Source organism: Plantibacter sp. PA-3-X8 (assembly GCF_003856975.1).
GTDB classification, from domain to species: Bacteria; Actinomycetota; Actinomycetes; order Actinomycetales; family Microbacteriaceae; genus Plantibacter; species Plantibacter auratus.
The window spans coordinates 3,941,149-3,959,519 of record NZ_CP033107.1 but is presented as its reverse complement, the minus strand read 5'-3'; the positions used below and the strand labels follow the sequence as shown (position 1 = coordinate 3,959,519).

The window sequence follows — 18,371 nt, the reverse complement described above, 5'->3', positions numbered from 1 at the left end:
CAGGGAGACACGCTAACCGCTTGTGCTACGTAGCACAAGACGGATTTGGAAATCGGTTTCCGTTGGTATCCGGCGGTCGTGGAGTCGGTACGCTTGCGTCAGTACCGGCGCACGGTGGAGCGCGCGCGACCGACGGGGAGGCACGGATGGCAGTGACCGCACGGGATGTCGCGCAGGCGGCCGGCGTCTCCCAGCGCACGGTGTCGGACGTCGTGAACCTGCCGGGACGGGTCGGTGCCGAGACCCGCAAGCGCGTGCAGGCGGTCATCGACGAGCTCGGCTATCGGCCCAATCCGCACGCGAGAGGACTCCGGAACAACCGCAGCGGACTCATCGCCCTCGTCGTCCCCGAGCTCGACGTTCCGTACTTCTCCGACCTGGCCCGCTGCCTCATCCCCGAACTCACGAAGCGCTCGCTCACCCTCGTCGTCGACCAGACGAACGGCGACCCGGAACGCGAGCGCGCCGTGCTCACCGGGGGAGCGGTGTCCTCGACCTTCGACGGCGTGCTGCTCAACGCGCTCAACCTCACGGCCGCCGACGTCGAAGCAGCCGCCGCGACCCAGCCGATCGTCCTGCTCGGCGAGCGCGACTACGGCGCGAGCGCGGACCACGTCGCCATCGACGGGACCGAGGCGGCCTACATGGCGACCAGGCACCTGATCGAACGGGGATGCATGCGCATCGGCGCCATCGGTCGGCAGGCCCATTCCACGGGCACCGCGAAGCAGCGCGTGGACGGGTTCACGAGGGCGATGCGCGAGGCCGGACTCGACCCGAACCGGTATATGGCCGAAGGGGAATACGATCGCGCGAGTGGTGCAGCGGTCATGGGTGGAATGCTCGACGCCGGCGATCCTCCTGACGGCGTGTTCTGCTTCAACGACCTCATGGCGCTGGGCGCGATGCGTGCCGCGTGGGACCGCGGTGTCGACATCCCGCGCGACCTGGCCGTGGTCGGCTTCGACGACATCGAGGACGGCCGGTACGCGATGCGGTCACTGACGACGGTCGCGCCCGACAAGGAGGCCATCGCCCGCGAGGCCGTCGCGATGCTGGTCGAACGCGTGGCCGGGCACGTCGGGCCGGGGCGGCGGGTGCGCGCGGGCTTCGAACTCGTCGTGCGGGAGTCGTCGGGCGGCTGATGCGGCGGGCTCGCTACGGCACGACCGCGCAGGCGCCGTTCGTTCCGAGCGCATTCGAGGTGCCGCTCACGACCCGATACGGCGAGGACCAGCTCGTGGACGGCATGGTGAGTCGGGCTCCGATGTAGACGTTGGAGCCGAGGAGACCTCCGAGCAGTCCGAGGCTGAATGTCGAGGTGACCGTCGTGGTGCCACTCGTCGAGGTCGGTGTGATGACTGAGTTGGGGGTGAAGGATGCGTTCGCCGAGTAGGCGTAATTGATCGTGTACCCCGCCGGGATCGTGTAGATGACGGTGTAGGAGGAGAGCAATCCGACGGCGTTCGGATTGAAGGTGCAACTCGAGAACGTCGGCGTCGGCACGGTGGCCGCAGTGAAGCTGCCCGTCCCGAATTCGGGATCGGCCCATGCCGCGTCGACCGGCGCCGGTGCGGGGTGCGCGAGGAGGAGTCCCATCGCGACGGCGATGGCCGTCGCGGCGGTCCGGCGGTGCCACGGGAGGACACGGCCGCCGTCCTCACCCCGCTGTCGCATCATCGGCTCGCAGGATCGTCGTCCTCCTCGCGGAGCGCGAGTGCTGACGCAGCGCGCCGAACCACGCGCCGACGAGACCGATCAGGATCGCGCCCGCAGCCGCCCACACGGCGAACTCGATGCTCGCGCCGGTGCGGGGGAGGGTGGTGATCGGGCCGGGCGAGACCGAGACATCGTCGCCGATGCCCTCGGCGGTGACCGTGAGGGCGACCGAGGCGTTCGCCACCGCTGTACCGGACGGCATCCGGACGTCGAACCTCAGCCACCACGCCTCCGAGCTGCGCATCGAGAGCACTGCGCGCTCGACGCCGTCGACGGGCACCGCCATCTCGTCGAACAGGTGGGTGACGGTGCCGACGCAGCCGGCCGCGGTCCAGCGGACGGAGCAGGCGTCGACCACCATGACGAGCCCGAGCTCCGACGAGCCGGAGCCGACCATGGACACGTCGATGGAGCCCGGTGTGGCTTCGGGCTTGGTGCTGACACCCACCTCCCAGGGCGTCGACCGACCGGGGGTGAGGGACCGCATGGCCGACGGGTCGCCGATCGAGGTGAGGACGACCGCCTCACCGGCGATGACGTCGACCATCGGCTCGGCGTGCGCGGGAGCGGTGCCGCCGATCGCGAGGCCGGCTCCGAGGAGGAGGGCGACCGGTGAGCAGCGGAGCGCGGCGTGGCGGGCCGGTCGTGGTCGGTCGCCTTCGGTGCCGGCCGTGGAGGATCGATGTCGGGAAGCAGTACGACCGTTTCCGTCGGTCCCTCCCGAGCCACCTGGCGGGCGCTTGCGGTCGGAGCGCGGCCAGAACGCCCACATGACGAGGGCCGAACAGCTGAGCGTCAGTCCAGCCAGGACCCACGGGTTGGACAGCCACGCGACGAGGTACGCGAGCCCGGGCACCGAGGCGAGCACGATGCGGACCGTCGAGACGGTGTACGGCTCGGGGTCTTCCGACAGGTTCGCATCGCCCTGCATGGTGATCGTCCGCTGTGGTCCTGCGGTGTCGACACCGGCGGTCACCGAGGTGACGCGGTGGGTGACCGGCAGCTGACCAGCGCGATCCACCGTCACAACATCGCCGACCGTGATGTCGGACGCGGGGATCTCGCGGACGAGCGCGAGTGAGCCGGTGGGGATCGTCGGGCTCATGGAACCGGTCTTGAACATGATGAGGGTGATGTTGAAGCAGGTCGCGAGGATGACGAGCACGATGCAGACCACCCCGCCGACGGCGGCGAGGTTCAGCAGGGTGCTGCCGACGATCGACGCCACCGAGCGGCGGGGGTGCTGCCGCTCGGTGGCGTCGATCGCTTCCGTGGAGGGTCGGGTCACGGTGCTCCGATCAGGAACTGGAGGTGCTGGTGATCTGCCACGTCGCCGACGCCGTCCCGCCCTGGAAGCTGGAGGCGGTGCCGGCCTTCACCCGCACGTCGAAGCAGAAGCGCACGGTGGAGTTGCCCGCCGCGGTGAGCGCGCCGGTCGCGGTCGGTGGAGCCGTGCCCGTCGAGAGCGACGCGGTGTACGCGGGGACGGTCGCCGAGGTGAACGCGGCTGCGTTGCACGCCGTGCCCGCCGCCGTCGTGACGACACGGTACTCGAGCTGCGGCAGGAGGGTGCCCGTCGCCGCCGAGACTGCCGACAGCGCCGCCGTCCCGCCGATGTTCGTCGCAGCGGTCGTGCGGATGTCGATGTAGGCGAACTGGGAGAGCCCTGGCGACATGGCGGTGGCGTTGAACACCAGCGTGGCCGGGTTCGCCGCCTCGTGCGCCGCCCAGGTCGACGACGAGGTCTGCGACTCCACGGCGAACGTGCTCGCCGCGAAGGTAGCCGTCCCGAACTCGTCGTCACTCCAGGCCGCGAGGGTGAGCGAGGTCCCGACGCCCAGCACGAGCGCTGCCGCGAGGGCCGCCCTGGCCTTCGTGTAGCGCGACGTGCTCCGTCGTTCGTCGGTGCGGTGGTGTCTGCCTGCCGCCGGGGTGTGCCGTCCCATGATCGCCGTCCCGCCGCGGGTTACGGCAGCGGGGTGGTGGACTCGGCCGCGAACTCCCAGACGACGGTGCCGCTCGGCGACGACTGCGGGAGGCTCGCCGCCGGGGTGACCTCGAAGCAGAGGAACACCGGCGTGGTGACGGCACCGAGCGCGAAGATGTCCGCGGCCGTGCTCGACGTCGTGGCGGCATCCGTCACGAGCGGGTCGCCGGCGGCGAAGCTCGCGGCGTCGCAGCCGAAGGTGGTGGTCTCCACGACGGAGTAGCTGAGCGAGGAGGCGATGGCGGCTCCGCTCGTGGCGGTGATGTCGACCGTGCCGGCGTACGTCGACGCGGCGGTCAGCTGGACGGCGAAGCCGGCGTAGACGGGCTCCTCGGGTGCCAGGTTGTCGGCCTCCACCGCGAAGGTGAGCGGGGCGGCCGCAGCCTCGGTCGGGTGCTCCGTGAACGCGGTGCCGTCGGTGCTGCCCTCGATGCCGAAGCCACCACCGGCGAAGATCCCGGTCGCGAACTCGGAGTCGTTCCAGGCCGCGAGCGTGATGGCCGCACCGACGCCGAGCACCAGGCCGCCGGCGAGGATCGCCTTCGCCCGCTTGCTGCGCTGGCCGCGGACGGGCGCGTCGGTGCCGGTGGCCGCTGAGGCCTCGGTGCTGGTGTCGATGGTCATGGAAGCCCCCTGGAGTCCGCCGGTGACGGCTCGCGTCACCGCAGGTGTCGGGCGTGCGGAGACGGCCTCCGCGCGTCTCACGACACCCTCAGGACGATAGGCAGCAGGCTGACGGTTGTAACCAGTAGTGGGGTACTGGGATCGCCGGACGCTACCGAGAAAACTGCTGAACCGCGCTGCGTCGCCCGCTCAGGGGGGGTCAGGCCTGACGCTGAGAGGACTGCGCGACGAGGCGGCCGAGGTCGCGCCGTCTCCCCGCGCCCAGCTTCGTCCGCGCTTGGAGCACGTGCGACTCGACGGTGCGGACACTGAGGAAGAGCCGCGTCGCGATCTCCTGGTTGCTCAGTCCTTGCGCGATGAGCAGGGCGACCTCCAGCTCCCGCCGGGTGAGCGCGCTCAAGTCGGCCCCGGCGGTCTCCTGGCCGGTGTCCGTCTGCCCGCGGGAGAGGTAGGCCAGCGGAGCGTGTGTCGAGGGCGGCTCCACGGGGACGGTGCGCTCGACCGGCGCGGTCTCCTCGGTCGTCTCCGGCCGGTAGGTGGCGAACACGGGCGACGGAGACACGACCGAGGTCCATCGGGCCTCCGTATCCGCAGCGGCGCCTGGCGTGGGACCCACGAGTTCTGCGGCCCGCTCCGCGCAACGGCGGGCGTGCTGCAGTCGCCCCTGGGCCTCGTGGAGTCGTTCTGCGAGCAGATGGGCCCCGATCGCCCGATGCCGCGCTCCGACCTCCTCGAGCGAACAGGCGGCCTCCTCGGCGCGGCTCGCGTCGCCGGCGGCGCCGGCCTCGAGGAGCAGCATGAGCGACGCCTGCAGGGGCGTGAGCTCCTGCGATCGAGCGTCCACGACCCAGGACAGGGTCTCGGACAGGTCGGCGCCGGCCGCGGCGGCCAGGCTCGCGGAGTAGATCCGCTGGGTCAGCGGCTTCCGGATGTCCTGCGCGAGCCGACGCAGGTGATCCCGGGCGTCCATGACGCGACCGCCGGCCATCAGCAGACCGAAGTCGGCGATGTCCGCCAGGTAGGAGAGGACCGTGGAGGCGGCGATGAGGCGTTCGTCCTCGGCAGCTCGCCGTTCCGTCGCCTCCTCGAGCTCGCCGGTCTGAGCGAGAGCACCGACGAGGAGGAGCGCGGTCTGCGTGTGCACCTCGGGCGGAACGGTCGAGTCGAGGAGCCGTTCGACGACCCGGAGGTCGGCCACGGTTCGGTCCGGGCGGCCGTCGAAGAACGCCAACTGGGCTCCGAGGATCCCGACGATGCACTGGTCCGTCGTCGCCAGGCGCCCGGTCCCGCGCTCGGCACGAGCGACGAACTCGTCGATGTAGCGCGCGAAGCCGGCCCAGGAGAGTCCGGTGAGCAGGCGGATGGTGCCGGCCGACAGGACGTACATGGCGCTCGCGTCGCGCAGGGCGTGCGACAACGGCCGCGCTGCGCTGTAGGGCACCGACCGGTAGACGGCGTCACCCAGCTGGAGCAGCTCCCGCAGCTCGGACGGTGGCAGCCTGAGGCCGAGCCTGGTCACGAGCGCAGCGGCGGCATAGAGTCGCGAGGACTGCGCGGCGTCGACGTCGCGCAGGACCTTCCAGAAGACGGCATCGCCTTCGGTCGGCTCCTGCCGATCCTGGTCGCGCCAGGTCTCGACCATCAGGATGCGCTGGGACAGCAGGCGGCTGTGCTCCTCCTGCTCCGTCAGCTCCTGCGCGCAGGTGCGTTCGGACCAGCGATCGAGGGTCGCCCGCCAACTCACGACCTCCGCCTGCATGTCCTCGTCGGAATCGGCCGCGGGATCGACCTCGAGGACCCGCTGAGCCCCGTCACCGTCGCCCAGCATGGCGAGCGACCGTGACCACTGGAGCGCCGCTGCCACGGACGGGCGCCAGGTGTACGCGCGTTCGGCGAGCAGACGACCGTCCTCGGCGAGGCCGGAGACGTTCGCGACGTGCGCCGCCTCGAGGAAGGTGCGGGCCATCGTGAGGGACTCGAACCCCTCGTCCAGCTCGGTGTGCGGAGCCGTCAGCCAGTACCGGCCGAGGATGAAGGACTCGTTCGGCGTGAGACGGGCACCGCCACGCAGGTCCGAGATGAGCGTCCGCTGGACGCGGTCGTGGCGGTGCAGTCGTCCGCTGTGGCGCCACTCCGCGAGTGCCGACCACGCGTGCAGTTCGTCGGCGACGATGCGGTCCTGGCCTGAGCCGTCGTGCCGCGCGAGTCCGAGCCGGAGGAGCGCGTGCAACTGGTGCTCGCCGAGCAGGCGGATCGCGCGCGAGTAGGGGACCGGGCCGAGCTTCGCCAACATGACCAAGGCGTACCGGCCCTCGTCCTCGAGCCGGGAGAGCTGGGGTTCCGTGAGGTCGTGCACTCGCGGTGAGACCCCCGCGACCCCGAGCGAGAGGATGCTGCGCGGCAGGTAGAACTCCCCACCCGTCTCGAGCGCGTCCTTCGTGAGCTCATGCACGAGCCGTGGCGAGCCGTTGCTCAACCGCACGATGACGGCCTTGGCCATGTCGTCGAGGACCGCGTCGTCGGCGGCTTCGTCCACCATCGCCGAGGCTTCGAACCCGTCGAGCGCCGGGAGGTCGATCCGTGTGAGCGACCCGGTCCGCCAGACGGCGAGGAGCCGATCGGCGGACTCGTCGCCGCGCCCCTGCAGTCCGGCGAGCTCCTGCTCCAGCGTCACCAGGGCGACCTGCTCACGCGACCGCGAGAGTTCGATGATGTCGGCGAGGCTCGCCGGGTGGAGGTTCGCCCCGTCGTCGACGATGAAGACGGCACCGCTCGGTACCGTGCGCCAGTCGCTCAGCGTGTGCGAGGCGTCCCGTGACGCACCCGACACGTGGATGACCGGGCGTCCGTCCTCGTGCATCCGACGTCCGATCGCGTCCGCGGTGAAGGTCTTGCCGTAGCCGTGTGGTCCGACGAGGAGCGTGCTGGTCCGGTTCGCGATGAGCGCCGTCATCCGGGCGATCGCGGCCGCTCGACCGCTCGGTTGGGCGGGAGCGCGGGTGGCGGATTGGCGGAACTCGCCGGAGCGACGGGTGGGCGACGCGGCGGACCGCGCGCCGCCACTGAACCGATGCGCACCCGGGTTCATGGGATGACCTGCTCGGCCGACCTCGGATGTGGCTTTCGCTCCACTGCCGTCGCAACCGGTTCTTCCATATCGCAGCCCCCTCAAGCTCCGTCAGGACGACGGGATCCGCATCACTAGGGACGCTGCGAATACTCCGTCGGATGCCCCATTATCCGTAATCCCTGAGTGCTCCCGCAGCCCTAAGAGAGCGTTCTCAGTAGAAACTACGCACCCCAGTCGGGGGTAGACCCCCGGCCGGTGAGGGTTATCTCTCAACCGTCATCGATGACATGGCACGGATGGAATCGACTGCACCGGAGCCCCGCCACCGACGACGCGTCGGAGGCCCCCCGGGACCGATCGAAACCCGGCGTCCCGCGGCGCCGCCTCGCACTGCGGAGGCCAGTACCGGTTTTCCATCGGGCACTACGGAGGTTGGGGTCCCTCCTCTGGGGGACAGGGGAGCCCGCCCATAGATTGGCCGGGATCGACGCCAGTCGCGGGTTCGCCCGTGCACCGAAGAAAGGGTTCCACCGTGGGGGAACAGCAGCGAAGCATCCTCGGCCGAGGCCGTGCGTGGAAGGTCGCGGCCATGGCCGTGGTCGGCACGGTCATCGCCATGGGATCGACGACGGCGGCCACAGCGGCCCCGTCCGACGTGTCCGACGGCTTCGGCCGCTTCCTCGGTGGACAGGCGGCCGGGATCAACCTCGACGCCCTCGCCGCAGTCGCCGGCGCCCGTGCCGAGAACCCGAGCGGGGTGCACCCGGTCGCCGCGAACCCGCTGTCGGCCGAGGTGCTCAACACCCTCGGCGTCGACCTCGGTAGCTCGCTCCAACTGTTCGGTGCAAATGGCGTCATCGAGCTCGGTGCCGTCGCTCAGTACGGGTCCGCCGCCGACAACGGCGACGCGATCGCCGGCTCAGGCGCGGTCACCGACCAGGGTGGCGTCTCGATCGGTGGACCCGATGCTCCGCCGGCGGACGCCGAACTCGACCTGACCGGTCTGCTCGGCCGGGTCGGGACGCCCACCGGCGGGATTCTCAGCGACCTCTCGCTCAGCCTCGGCGCCCTCGCCTCCACGATCTCGCAGACGGGCGGCACCACGGCCGTTCCCGACTACCAGATCGCCGGTGCGACGCTCAACTTCCAGAGCCCCCTCGTGCAGAACGTCGGCACGCAGGTGACGGGCCTCCTCCCGCCGCTGCAGACCACGCTCAACGGGCTCACCTCGGCGCTCAACACCGCGCTGAACGCGAACCTCATCGGCGTCCTCCGCGTGAGCGCGACGGGGACGGTCACCCCGCCGAACCTGTCGACCGTGGTCAACACGATCCTCACCACCCAGGCGTCGCAGTCGGCGGCGACCGGCGTCTCCGTCAACCTGCTCACCGGCGCGGTGACCGTCGACCTCGCGACCCTGCTCGCGAACGACCCGACGCTGCCCGACCTCAACGACCTGCCGCCGAACACCTCGCTGCTGTCCGGCCCGATCGGTGCCGCCATCGCGGCCGCGATCACGTCTGCCGTCACCGCGCAGGTCACGGCCGTGTCCGCCGGTCTCCAGGCTGCCGTCGACGGCACGCGCATTCAGGTCACCGGTAACGTCACGACGAACGTCGTCGTCACGCAGGTCCCGGTCATCTCCCTGTCGCTCGACTCGACCCTCGGGGCGGTCCAGAACGGTACCGCCGCCTTCACCTCGGCGGGGCTCCTCCCGAACGTGCTGAACCCGATCCTCGCGACCCTCGGCTTGACGCTGGACGGCGTGGTCAACCTCGTCCTCGGACTCGTCAAGAACGTCGTCGCCACCGCGTTCACCAGCCTGAACACGCTCGGCACCGGCCTCAACAGCATCACCGGAGGCCTCGCCGCGAACGTCGTCGGACCGATCCTCAACATCGTCCGCCTCGTCGCCGATGTGACCGCCAACGTGCAACCGGCCACCGGCGACCTCGGGGCGGGATCATCGACGGTCCGCGCCGTGCAGATCTCCCTCGTCCCGGCGATCTCGCTCGCGACGGTCAACCTCGCGTCGTCGTCTGTGCGCGGCACGCTCGTCGTGTACGACACGGCGATCACCGCCACGCCCGCGACCGTCAACCCCGGCCAGGCCACCGTGATCGACGGCACCGGCTTCGCGGCGAACGAGCAGGTCACCATCACCGCGCCCGGACTCGACCCGGTCACCACGACGTCGGATGCCGCCGGTGTGATCAGCCAGAGCGTCGCGATCCCCGCCGGTTTCACCCCGGCGACCCTGACGTTCACCGCCACCGGTGCGACCTCCGCCACCCCGGCCACCACCGACCTCGTCGTCGCCCCGTTCGCGACCGCCATCATCGCCGACCCGGCGACGATCGCTCCGGGCGGCAGCACCACGATCACCGGCACCGGGTTCCTGCCCGGCGAGTCGGTGTCGATCACCGTCCCCGGCCTCACCGACCCGATCGTCACCACTGCGACGGGTACCGGCACGATCTCCACGAGCCTCACGCTCCCGGCGGACTTCCCGCTCGGCCCCGTGACGGTCACGGCGACCGGTGCCTCATCGGCCAGCCCCGCGACCGCGACGGTCACCGTCGAGGCGACGCAGTACGTCACCGCCATCACCGCCGACCCGGCCAGTGTCGTCGCCGGTGGGACCACGACGATCACCGGCACCGGCTTCGCCTCGGGCGAGACCGTCGCCGTCTCGATCCCCGGCGTCGACCCGGTCACCACGACGGCCACCGGAACCGGCACGATCTCGGTCGAGCTCGACGTCCCGGCGGACTACGCCGCAGGCCCGGTCGTCGTGACCGCGCTCGGCGAGACGTCCGACACCCCGGCCACGACCAACCTCACCGTGGTCTACGAGACGTCGATCGTCGCCGTCCCGGCCACGGTCGCGGGTGGCACGACCACGATCATCAACGGCGCCGGCTTCGCGCCCGGCGAGGACGTCGTCGTGACGTTCCCCGGCCTCGAGCCGATCACCGTCACCGCCACGGCACTCGGCGCGATCGGCGCCCCCGTCGCGGTCCCGCAGAACTTCGCGGTCGGCGACGTCACGGTCACCGCCCTCGGCGCCGTGTCCGCGACCGAAGCGACCACCGTCGTCACCGTCACCGCGACGGTCTACGACACCGCCATCACGCTCGACCCGACGTCGCTCATCCCTGGGAACACCACGACCGTGACCGGCACCGGCTTCCTGCCCGGTGAGACGGTCACCGTCGACTACCCGGGCGGCACCCCGGTGACCGTCGATGCGGACGGCGACGGCGGCTTCACCGTCGACCTGCCCGTCCCCGACGGCACGCCGGCCGGCACGCTCATCGTCACCGCGACCGGCGAAACCTCCGCAACCCCGGCGACCGCCGACCTCGAGGTGTTGCCGTACGACACGGCCATCACCGCCGACCCGGCCTCCCTCCTCCCCGGCAACTCGACCACCATCACCGGCACCGGCTTCGCCGCGAACGAGTCGGTCTCCGTCTCCTACCCGGACGGCACGCCCGTCGTCGTGACGGCTGACGGCGACGGCGGCTTCACGGCCGTCCTGCCGATCCCCTCCGGCACGCCCGCTGGCCAGCTCACGGTCACCGCCACCGGCGCGGTCTCCGTCACCCCGGCCGAGACGGTCATCACCGTCGAGGCGTACGACACCGCGATCGCGCTCGACCCACAGACGGTCGCACCTGGCGGCAGCACGGTCGTCACCGGTTCGGGCTTCGTCCCTCAGGAGACCGTCACGATCACCATCCCCGGCCTCGCCACGCCCGTGACGACCACGGCGAACGGCGATGGTGAGATCACGGTCAGTGTCACGCTCCCTGCGGACTTCCCGCTCGGCGACGTCACGGTCACCGCCACCGGCGCCGTCTCGGCCACCCCAGCCACGGCGACGCTCACCGTCGAGGCAACGACCTTCGTCACGGCCATCACGGTCGACCCGACGACCGTCGTCGCGGGGGAGAGCACGCTCGTCACCGGTACCGGCTTCGAGCCCGACGAGACCGTCACGGTCTCCATCCCCGGTGCGCCCGCGGTCACCACGCAGGCGTCGGCGACCGGAACCATCTCCGTGTCGCTCCCGGTTCCGGCGGACTACGCGGAGGGCACGGTCGTCGTGACCGCCCTCGGTGAGGTCTCCGAGACCCCGGCCACCACGAACCTCGCGGTCGACGTCGTCTACACCCCGACGATCACCGCCGACCCGGCCACGGTCCCTGGCGGCACCAGCACCGAGATCTCAGGCTCCGGCTTCGCGCCGAGCGAGAGCGTCACAGTCACCTTCCCGGGCCTCGAGCCGATCACCGTCACGTCGAACGCAGCGGGCGAGATCACGACCACCATCGACGTCCCGCAGGACTTCGCGGTCGGTCCGGTCACGGTCACGGCCCTCGGCGTCGTCTCCGCGACCGAGGCGACGACCACGGTCACGGTCGAGGTGACGGTCTACGACACGGCGATCACCGCGGATCCCGACACGCTCCTCCCCGGCGGCAGCACCACCGTCACCGGAACGGGCTTCCTGCCCGGCGAGTCCGTCTCCGTCTCCATCCCCGGCGGCACGCCCGTCTTGGTGGAGGCCGGCCCGGACGGTGACATCACCGCCATCCTGCCGATCCTGCCCGGCACCCCCGCCGGCCCCGTCGTCGTGACGGCCGTCGGAGCCGTGTCGAACACACCCGCCACTGCGACGATCACCGTCGAGGCGTTCGAGACGACGCTCACGGCCACGCCGTCCACGCTGAACCCCGGCGACTCGACGATCCTGTCCGGCACCGGCTACGTCGCGAACGAGTCGGTGACCATCTCTGCTCCCGGCTTCGACGACGTCGTGACCACGGCGAACGGTCTCGGCGAGATCAGCCAGGTGGTCGCCTTCCCCGCGGACTTCGTCCCCGCGACCGTGACGTTCACGGCCACGGGCGCCCTGTCGCTCACGCCGGCGCAGACCTCGGTCCTCGTCGAAGCGGTCGTGTACGACACGGCGATCACGGTGGACCCGACGACGGCCAACCCGGGTGGAACCACCACCGTGACGGGCACCGGCTTCGCGCCGAACGAGACCGTCACCATCACGATCCCGGGCGGCGACCCCGTCACGGTGACGACGAACGGCGACGGCGACTTCACGCAGCCCGTGACGATCCCGGTGGGAACACCCGCGGGTCCGCTGACGATCACCGCGACCGGTGACACGTCGAACACGCCCGCCGACGCCGACGTGACCGTGGTGCCCTACGAGACCGCGATCACCGCCGACCCCGACACGCTGCTCCCCGGCACCTCGACGACGATCACCGGTACCGGGTTCGCACCGAACGAGTCGGTCTCGGTCTCCATCCCCGGTGGCACACCGGTCGTCGTGACGGCGAACGGCGACGGCGGCTTCACCGCCGCCCTGCCGATCCCGTCGGGCACCACCGCAGGGGAGCTCATCGTCACGGCGACCGGTGCCCTCTCGGCGACGGACGCGACGACCACCGTCACGGTGCTCGCCTACGAGACGGCGATCGCCCTCGATCCCGCGACCATCGCGCCGGGTGGCAGCACGACCGTCACCGGTGCGGGCTTCGCCCCGAACGAGAGCGTGAGTGTCACGGTCCCGGGCATCGTCGACCCGTTCCCGACCACGGCGAACGCCGACGGCGAGATCTCCGTGAGCGTCACGCTCCCCGCGGACTTCCCGATCGGTGACGTCACGGTCACCGCCACCGGTACCGTCTCGGCGACCCCCGCCGCTGCGACGCTCACCGTCGAGGCCACGACCTACGTCACCGCCATCACCGCCGACCCGACCACCGTCGTCGCGGGTGCCAGCACCCTCGTCACCGGCACCGGCTTCGCACCGACCGAGAGCGTCACGGTCTCGATCCCCGGCGCCGACCCGGTGACCACCACGGCGACGGCGACCGGCACCATCTCCGTGTCGCTGCCCGTGCCGGCCGACTACGCCGAGGGAACGGTCGTCGTGACCGCGCTCGGTGCGACGTCCGACACCCCTGCGACGACGAACCTCACGGTCGACGTGGTCTACACGCCGACGATCACTGCCGACCCGGCGACGGTCCCCGGCGGCACCTCGACGGAGATCTCGGGTAGCGGCTTCGCTCCGACCGAGAGCGTCACGGTCACCTTCCCCGGCCTCGCGCCGGTGACGGTCACCTCGAACGCCGACGGTGAGATCACCACGACGTTCGCCGTCCCGCAGGGCTTCGCGACCGGTCCGGTCACGGTCACCGCACTCGGCGTCGTCTCGGCGACCGAGGCGACCACCACCGTCACGGTCGAGGCCACGGTCTACGACACGGCGATCACCCTCACACCGGACACGGTGAACCCGGGCCAGACCACCACGGTCACCGGTACCGGCTTCCAGCCGAACGAGTCGGTCAGCGTCTCGATCCCCGGCGGCGACCCCGTCGTCGTGACGGCCGACGGCGACGGCGGCTTCACCGCGACCCTGCCGGTGCCGCCCGGAACGCCCGCCGGGCCGGTCACGGTGACCGCGGTCGGCGAGACCTCGGCGACGCCCGCCGAGGCGGAGCTCACGGTCGAGGCCTACGAGACGGCGATCACCGCCGACCCGAGCACGGTCGCGGCCGGCGGAGCGACGCTCGTCACGGGCACCGGTTTCGCGCCGAACGAGTCCGTCACGGTCACGGTGCCCGGTGGCGCCGCCGTCCCTGCGACCACGAACGGTGCCGGCGAGTTCTCGGTCGGGATCACGGTCCCGGCGAACGCGCCCGTCGGCCCGCTGGTCGTCACGGCGGAGGGAGCGGTGTCGCAGACGCCGGCCACCGCGACCGTCACTGTCACCGCCATCGTGTTCTCGCCCGTCATCACCGCCTCCCCGGACGCGCTGATCGCCGGCAACACGACGGTCATCACCGGATCGGGCTTCGCAGCCAACGAGACGGTCACGGTGTCGATCCCCGGCGCCCCAGTCGTCACGCAGGTGACGAACGTCGGCGGCGGCTTCACGGTGACCCTGCCGGTCCCCGACGGCTACGCGCTCGGCGACGTCACGGTGACGGCACTCGGTGCAGCATCGGACGAGCCGGCGACGACGATCATCGAGATCCTCGCGTACGACACGGCCATCACGGTCGACCCGTCCTCGGTGCTGCCGGGTGAGACGGTCACGGTCGACGGGACGGGCTTCGCCGGTGGCGAGACGGTCACGGTGTCCATCCCGGGCGCACCGTCCGTCACCGTGGTGACGAACCCTGACGGTTCCTTCACCGTGGACCTGCCGATCCCGGACGACTACACGCCCGGACCGGTCACGGTGACCGCCGAGGGCGATGTCTCCGAGACGCCGGCCGAGGCTGACGTCACCATCGAGGACGGAGCGGTCGACGTCGACACCGACGCAGCTGCGGTCGATGTGGATGCTGCTGCTGACGTGGACGCCGACGTGGACGTCGATGCCGCGGCTGATGTGGACGCTGATGTGGACGCTGCCGCCGACACCGACGCTGCAGCCGATGTGGATGCTGCGGCTGACACGGACGCTGCGACTGATGTGGACGCTGCCGCAGACGTGGACGCTGCGGCTGATGTGGACGCTGCGGCTGATGTGGATGCCGCAGCTGATGTGGATGCTGCCGCAGACGTGGACGCTGCGGCTGACACGGACGCTGCCGCAGACGTGGACGCTGCCGCCGACACCGACGCTGCGGCCGATGTGGATGCTGCTGCCGACACTGACGCTGCTGCCGACACCGATGCTGCCGCCGATGTGGATGCTGCGGCTGACGTGGACGCTGCTGCTGACACGGATGCTGCCGCCGACGTCGATGCTGCTGCTGATGTGGATGCTGCCGCGGACGCGGACGCGGACACCGATGCTGCGGCTGACGTGGATGCTGCTGCTGACGTCGATGCTGCTGCTGACGTCGATGCTGCTGCTGACACTGACGCTGCTGCCGACACGGATGCTGCTGCTGACGTCGATGCTGCGGCTGACACGGACGCTGCCGCCGACACGGACGCCGCTGCTGACACCGATGCCGCTGCTGATGTGGATGCTGCCGCCGATGTCGATGCTGCCGCTGATGTGGACGCCGCTGCCGACACCGATGCTGCCGCCGACACTGATGCTGCGGCCGATGTCGATGCTGCCGCTGATGTGGACGCCGCTGCCGACACCGATGCTGCCGCCGACACTGATGCTGCGGCCGATGTCGATGCTGCTGCGGACGTCGACGCTGTTGCTGACGTGGACGCTGCTGCCGACGTCGATGCTGCTGCCGACACGGATGCTGCGGCTGACACCGCCGCTGACGCTGACGGCACCGATGTCGACCTCAACGCTGACATCGACGCCGACACTGCGGCTGACGCCGACACTGCGGCTGACGCCGACACTGCGGCTGATGCCGACACCGCCGCTGACGCCGATGGCGACACCGACGCCGGCGACGAGCGTCAGGCGACAGTCAAGTACTCGACGATCGTCCGCGACACGGGTGTGATCCAGGAGGTCTACGCCACCGGCTTCGAGCCCGGCGAGACCATCTCGGCCACGGTCTTCTCGACCCCGTTCGCACTGACGCCCGTCATCGCTGACGCCTCCGGGAACGCCACGTTCACCTTCCCGATCGACTCGTCGCTCGAGCTGGGTGCCCACCGGGTGGAACTCTCCGGATCCGTGACCGGCGACCTGCCGCTCGATCGTGAGGCCACCGCCTTCACGGTCACCGCGGTGGCCGCCACCGCACCGGGGTCACGCCCCGGTCTGCCGAGCACCGGCTTCGACGGCCTGTGGCTCGGGGGGCTCGGCGCCATGATGCTCCTCCTTGGAGGCGCCTTCGTGGCCACGCGACGGGCGCGTATGGAGTGACCTCGCCGAGCAGGCCGTGCCGCATTCGGGTCGGCACGGCCTGCTCCTTCTCCCGCGGAGACACCGCCGAACCGGTGCCCCGCGGTTTCATCACCACCCAGCACCAAGGAGGAACCGTGACTCCGATCACACGCACACCCGTCGGGGGTCGTTCTGACACCCTTCGACAAGCTCAGGGACCGGACGGCGCCGAGGAACCGGACGGCGATCAGGCACCGGCGTCCGGTCGGCAGGACCGGGGAGCGGGATCGTCTCGGGACGAAACCGCCCCGCCGAAGCGGGCCGCGCGCATCGCCGCCGCGGTCTCGATCGCCCTCGTCGGCGTCTACGTCGCGGGCACCCTCGTCATCGTCTCACCGACCACACCCGTCCGTGGTGCTGTCGTCGCCGCAGCCGGCCCGTACTTCACGCAGAAGTGGAACGTCTTCGCGCCGAGCATCATGAAGACGAACATCACCTTCTCCGTCCAGGCCCAGTGGCGCGACGCCGACGGGACGCTCGTGAAGTCCGACTGGGTCAACGTCACGAAGCTCGAGCAGCAGGCCGTCCCCGGCCACGCCGAGCCGTCGCGCATCCAGAAGTCCTCGTGGAACGCGATGCTCGCCTACAACGCCCGCTACCTCGCCCTCGATGCCCAGCAGCGTGAGATCGTCCGCGACACCTTCATCCAGCGAGCCGACGGTGGCGGGTATCGCGCCCAGTCGGCCGAGTCGCTCATCGCCGACCTCGACGCCGTCAGCACGACGCCGGGCTCGGGGCAGGGCGACGTCGTCCGGTTCCTCCGCTACGACTACATGCTCAAGGAGTACGCGACCGCGTTCTCCACGGCGTACTTCGACCAGGACGTCGAGCGCGTCCGGTGGCGGATCGACCGCACCCGCCCGAACGACTTCGAGAACCGCTTCTCCGAGGAGCAGCAGTTCGACGACACCGCCGTCACCTTCGGCTGGCGGCACGTCGACGACGTCATCGACCCGGAGACCCTCGCCGTCTACCGCGACGTCGTCACCCGCTACGGAGGTGCACGATGAACGCCGTCCGCGCATCGTTCGACCGGTTCGCCGGCTGGGTCACGGGTGCCAAGCACGCCGGCTACAGCCTCTCCGCCCTGCGGATCCTCTACGGTGTCGCGATCGTCAGCTTCCTGTTCACGAGCCTCGCCGACCGCCACTACCTCTGGGGCGTCGCGTCGAAGTGGGTCGACCCGGAGGCGAACCGTCGCGCGTGGTTCCCGCTGTTCGAGCTCGTCTTCACGAAGGACAGCGCCTTCGTCTTCGACCTCGCCTACGGGGTGCTCATCGTGCTCGGGCTGCTCTTCCTCGTCGGCTGGCAGACCCGGTTCGTCACGCCAGTCCTGCTCGTGTTCTGGGTGGGGCTCGCGACCAACAGCACGGTGCTGACCAATGGCGGCGACACGATCATCCGCATCACGCTGCTGTTCCTGGTGTTCGCGGACCTGTCGCGTCACTGGTCGGTCGACGCGTGGCTCACCAAGCGGCGGGGGCGAGCGCTGCGGCCGATCCTGCGCGGTCGGTTCGCGATCCCGGCCTGGCTCGCGAACGCCGCCAACAACACCGCGGTCCTCCTCTGCGCGTACCAGATCATGCTCGTCTACGTGAACTCCGGCATCTACAAGCTGATGGGGCCCGAGTGGCGGGAGGGCACGGCGTTCTACTACTCGCTCGTCCTCGACGTGTTCCGGCCGTTCCCGGCGCTGAGCGACCTCGCCTGGCAGGTCGGTCCGTTCGTCTGGGTCGCCACGTTCCTGTCGGTCTGGGTGCAGCTGCTGTTCCCCGTGCTGATCCTGTGGCGGCCGACGCGGATCCTCGCGCTCGGCTTCACGATCCTGATGCACCTCGGCATCGGCCTCTTCCTCGGGCTGTGGCCGTTCTCGCTCGCGATGATCGCCCTCGACCTGCTCTTCGTCCGCGACCGCAGTTGGGTCGCCGTCGGTCGGTGGGCGTCGCACGCCGGGGGAGTGCTCCGCCAGCTGCTGCTGGAGCGCCAGAGGACCGAAAGACCCGTCACGACGTCGGCCGGTTCGCCGTCGTGACCACAGCCGTCTCGCGCGTTCGGGTGCGAGACGAACCGGCGGTCGGCGCCACGGTTGCGCCGACCGCCACCCGTTCCAT

General features: G+C 70.7%; 9 protein-coding genes. 4 read left to right on the top strand and 5 right to left on the bottom strand.

Annotation, left to right across the window (positions count from 1 at the left end; translation table 11 throughout):
- Window positions 1-146 precede the first annotated feature (146 nt).
- Window positions 147-1,145 (top strand): LacI family DNA-binding transcriptional regulator, encoded by a 999-nt coding sequence (locus EAO79_RS18465; RefSeq protein ID WP_124769922.1) that lies wholly within the window; start codon window positions 147-149, stop codon window positions 1,143-1,145.
- Window positions 1,146-1,158: 13 nt separating this feature from the next.
- Here EAO79_RS18465 and EAO79_RS18460 read toward each other — a convergent pair whose 3' ends face one another.
- From EAO79_RS18460 to EAO79_RS19530, 5 genes are all read right to left on the bottom strand, one after another.
- Window positions 1,159-1,680 (bottom strand): hypothetical protein, encoded by a 522-nt coding sequence (locus EAO79_RS18460; RefSeq protein ID WP_124769921.1) that lies wholly within the window; start codon window positions 1,678-1,680, stop codon window positions 1,159-1,161.
- Window positions 1,661-3,007: a signal peptidase I gene (locus EAO79_RS19255; RefSeq protein ID WP_241160933.1), complete on the bottom strand. Its 1,347-nt coding sequence runs from the start codon at window positions 3,005-3,007 to the stop codon at window positions 1,661-1,663. The genes EAO79_RS18460 and EAO79_RS19255 overlap by 20 nt, the downstream gene beginning before the upstream one ends.
- A 10-nt stretch (window positions 3,008-3,017) precedes the next feature.
- Window positions 3,018-3,665 (bottom strand): SipW-dependent-type signal peptide-containing protein, encoded by a 648-nt coding sequence (locus EAO79_RS18450; RefSeq protein WP_124769920.1) that lies wholly within the window; start codon window positions 3,663-3,665, stop codon window positions 3,018-3,020.
- 20 nt (window positions 3,666-3,685) lie between these two features.
- Window positions 3,686-4,330, bottom strand: coding sequence for a SipW-dependent-type signal peptide-containing protein (locus tag EAO79_RS18445; protein WP_124769919.1), 645 nt, complete (start codon window positions 4,328-4,330; stop codon window positions 3,686-3,688).
- Window positions 4,331-4,529: 199 nt separating this feature from the next.
- The gene (locus tag EAO79_RS19530) at window positions 4,530-7,418 is read right to left on the bottom strand and encodes a LuxR C-terminal-related transcriptional regulator (RefSeq protein WP_124769918.1); all 2,889 of its coding nucleotides are present in this window, start codon (window positions 7,416-7,418) and stop codon (window positions 4,530-4,532) included.
- A 514-nt stretch (window positions 7,419-7,932) separates the two neighbouring features.
- Here EAO79_RS19530 and EAO79_RS18435 point away from each other — a divergent pair.
- From EAO79_RS18435 to EAO79_RS18425, 3 genes are all read left to right on the top strand, one after another.
- Window positions 7,933-16,239 carry a choice-of-anchor G family protein gene (locus tag EAO79_RS18435; RefSeq protein ID WP_124769917.1) on the top strand — a complete coding sequence of 2,769 codons (8,307 nt, stop codon included), beginning with the start codon at window positions 7,933-7,935 and terminating at the stop codon, window positions 16,237-16,239.
- Between the two features lie 116 nt (window positions 16,240-16,355).
- Window positions 16,356-17,270, top strand: a complete 915-nt coding sequence (locus EAO79_RS18430; protein WP_124769916.1) for a DUF5819 family protein — start codon at window positions 16,356-16,358, stop codon at window positions 17,268-17,270.
- On the top strand, window positions 17,267-18,292 hold the full coding sequence (locus tag EAO79_RS18425; protein ID WP_124769915.1) for an HTTM domain-containing protein: 1,026 nt from the start codon (window positions 17,267-17,269) through the stop codon (window positions 18,290-18,292). Before EAO79_RS18430 ends, EAO79_RS18425 begins: the two co-directional genes overlap by 4 nt.
- Window positions 18,293-18,371: the final 79 nt, after the last annotated feature.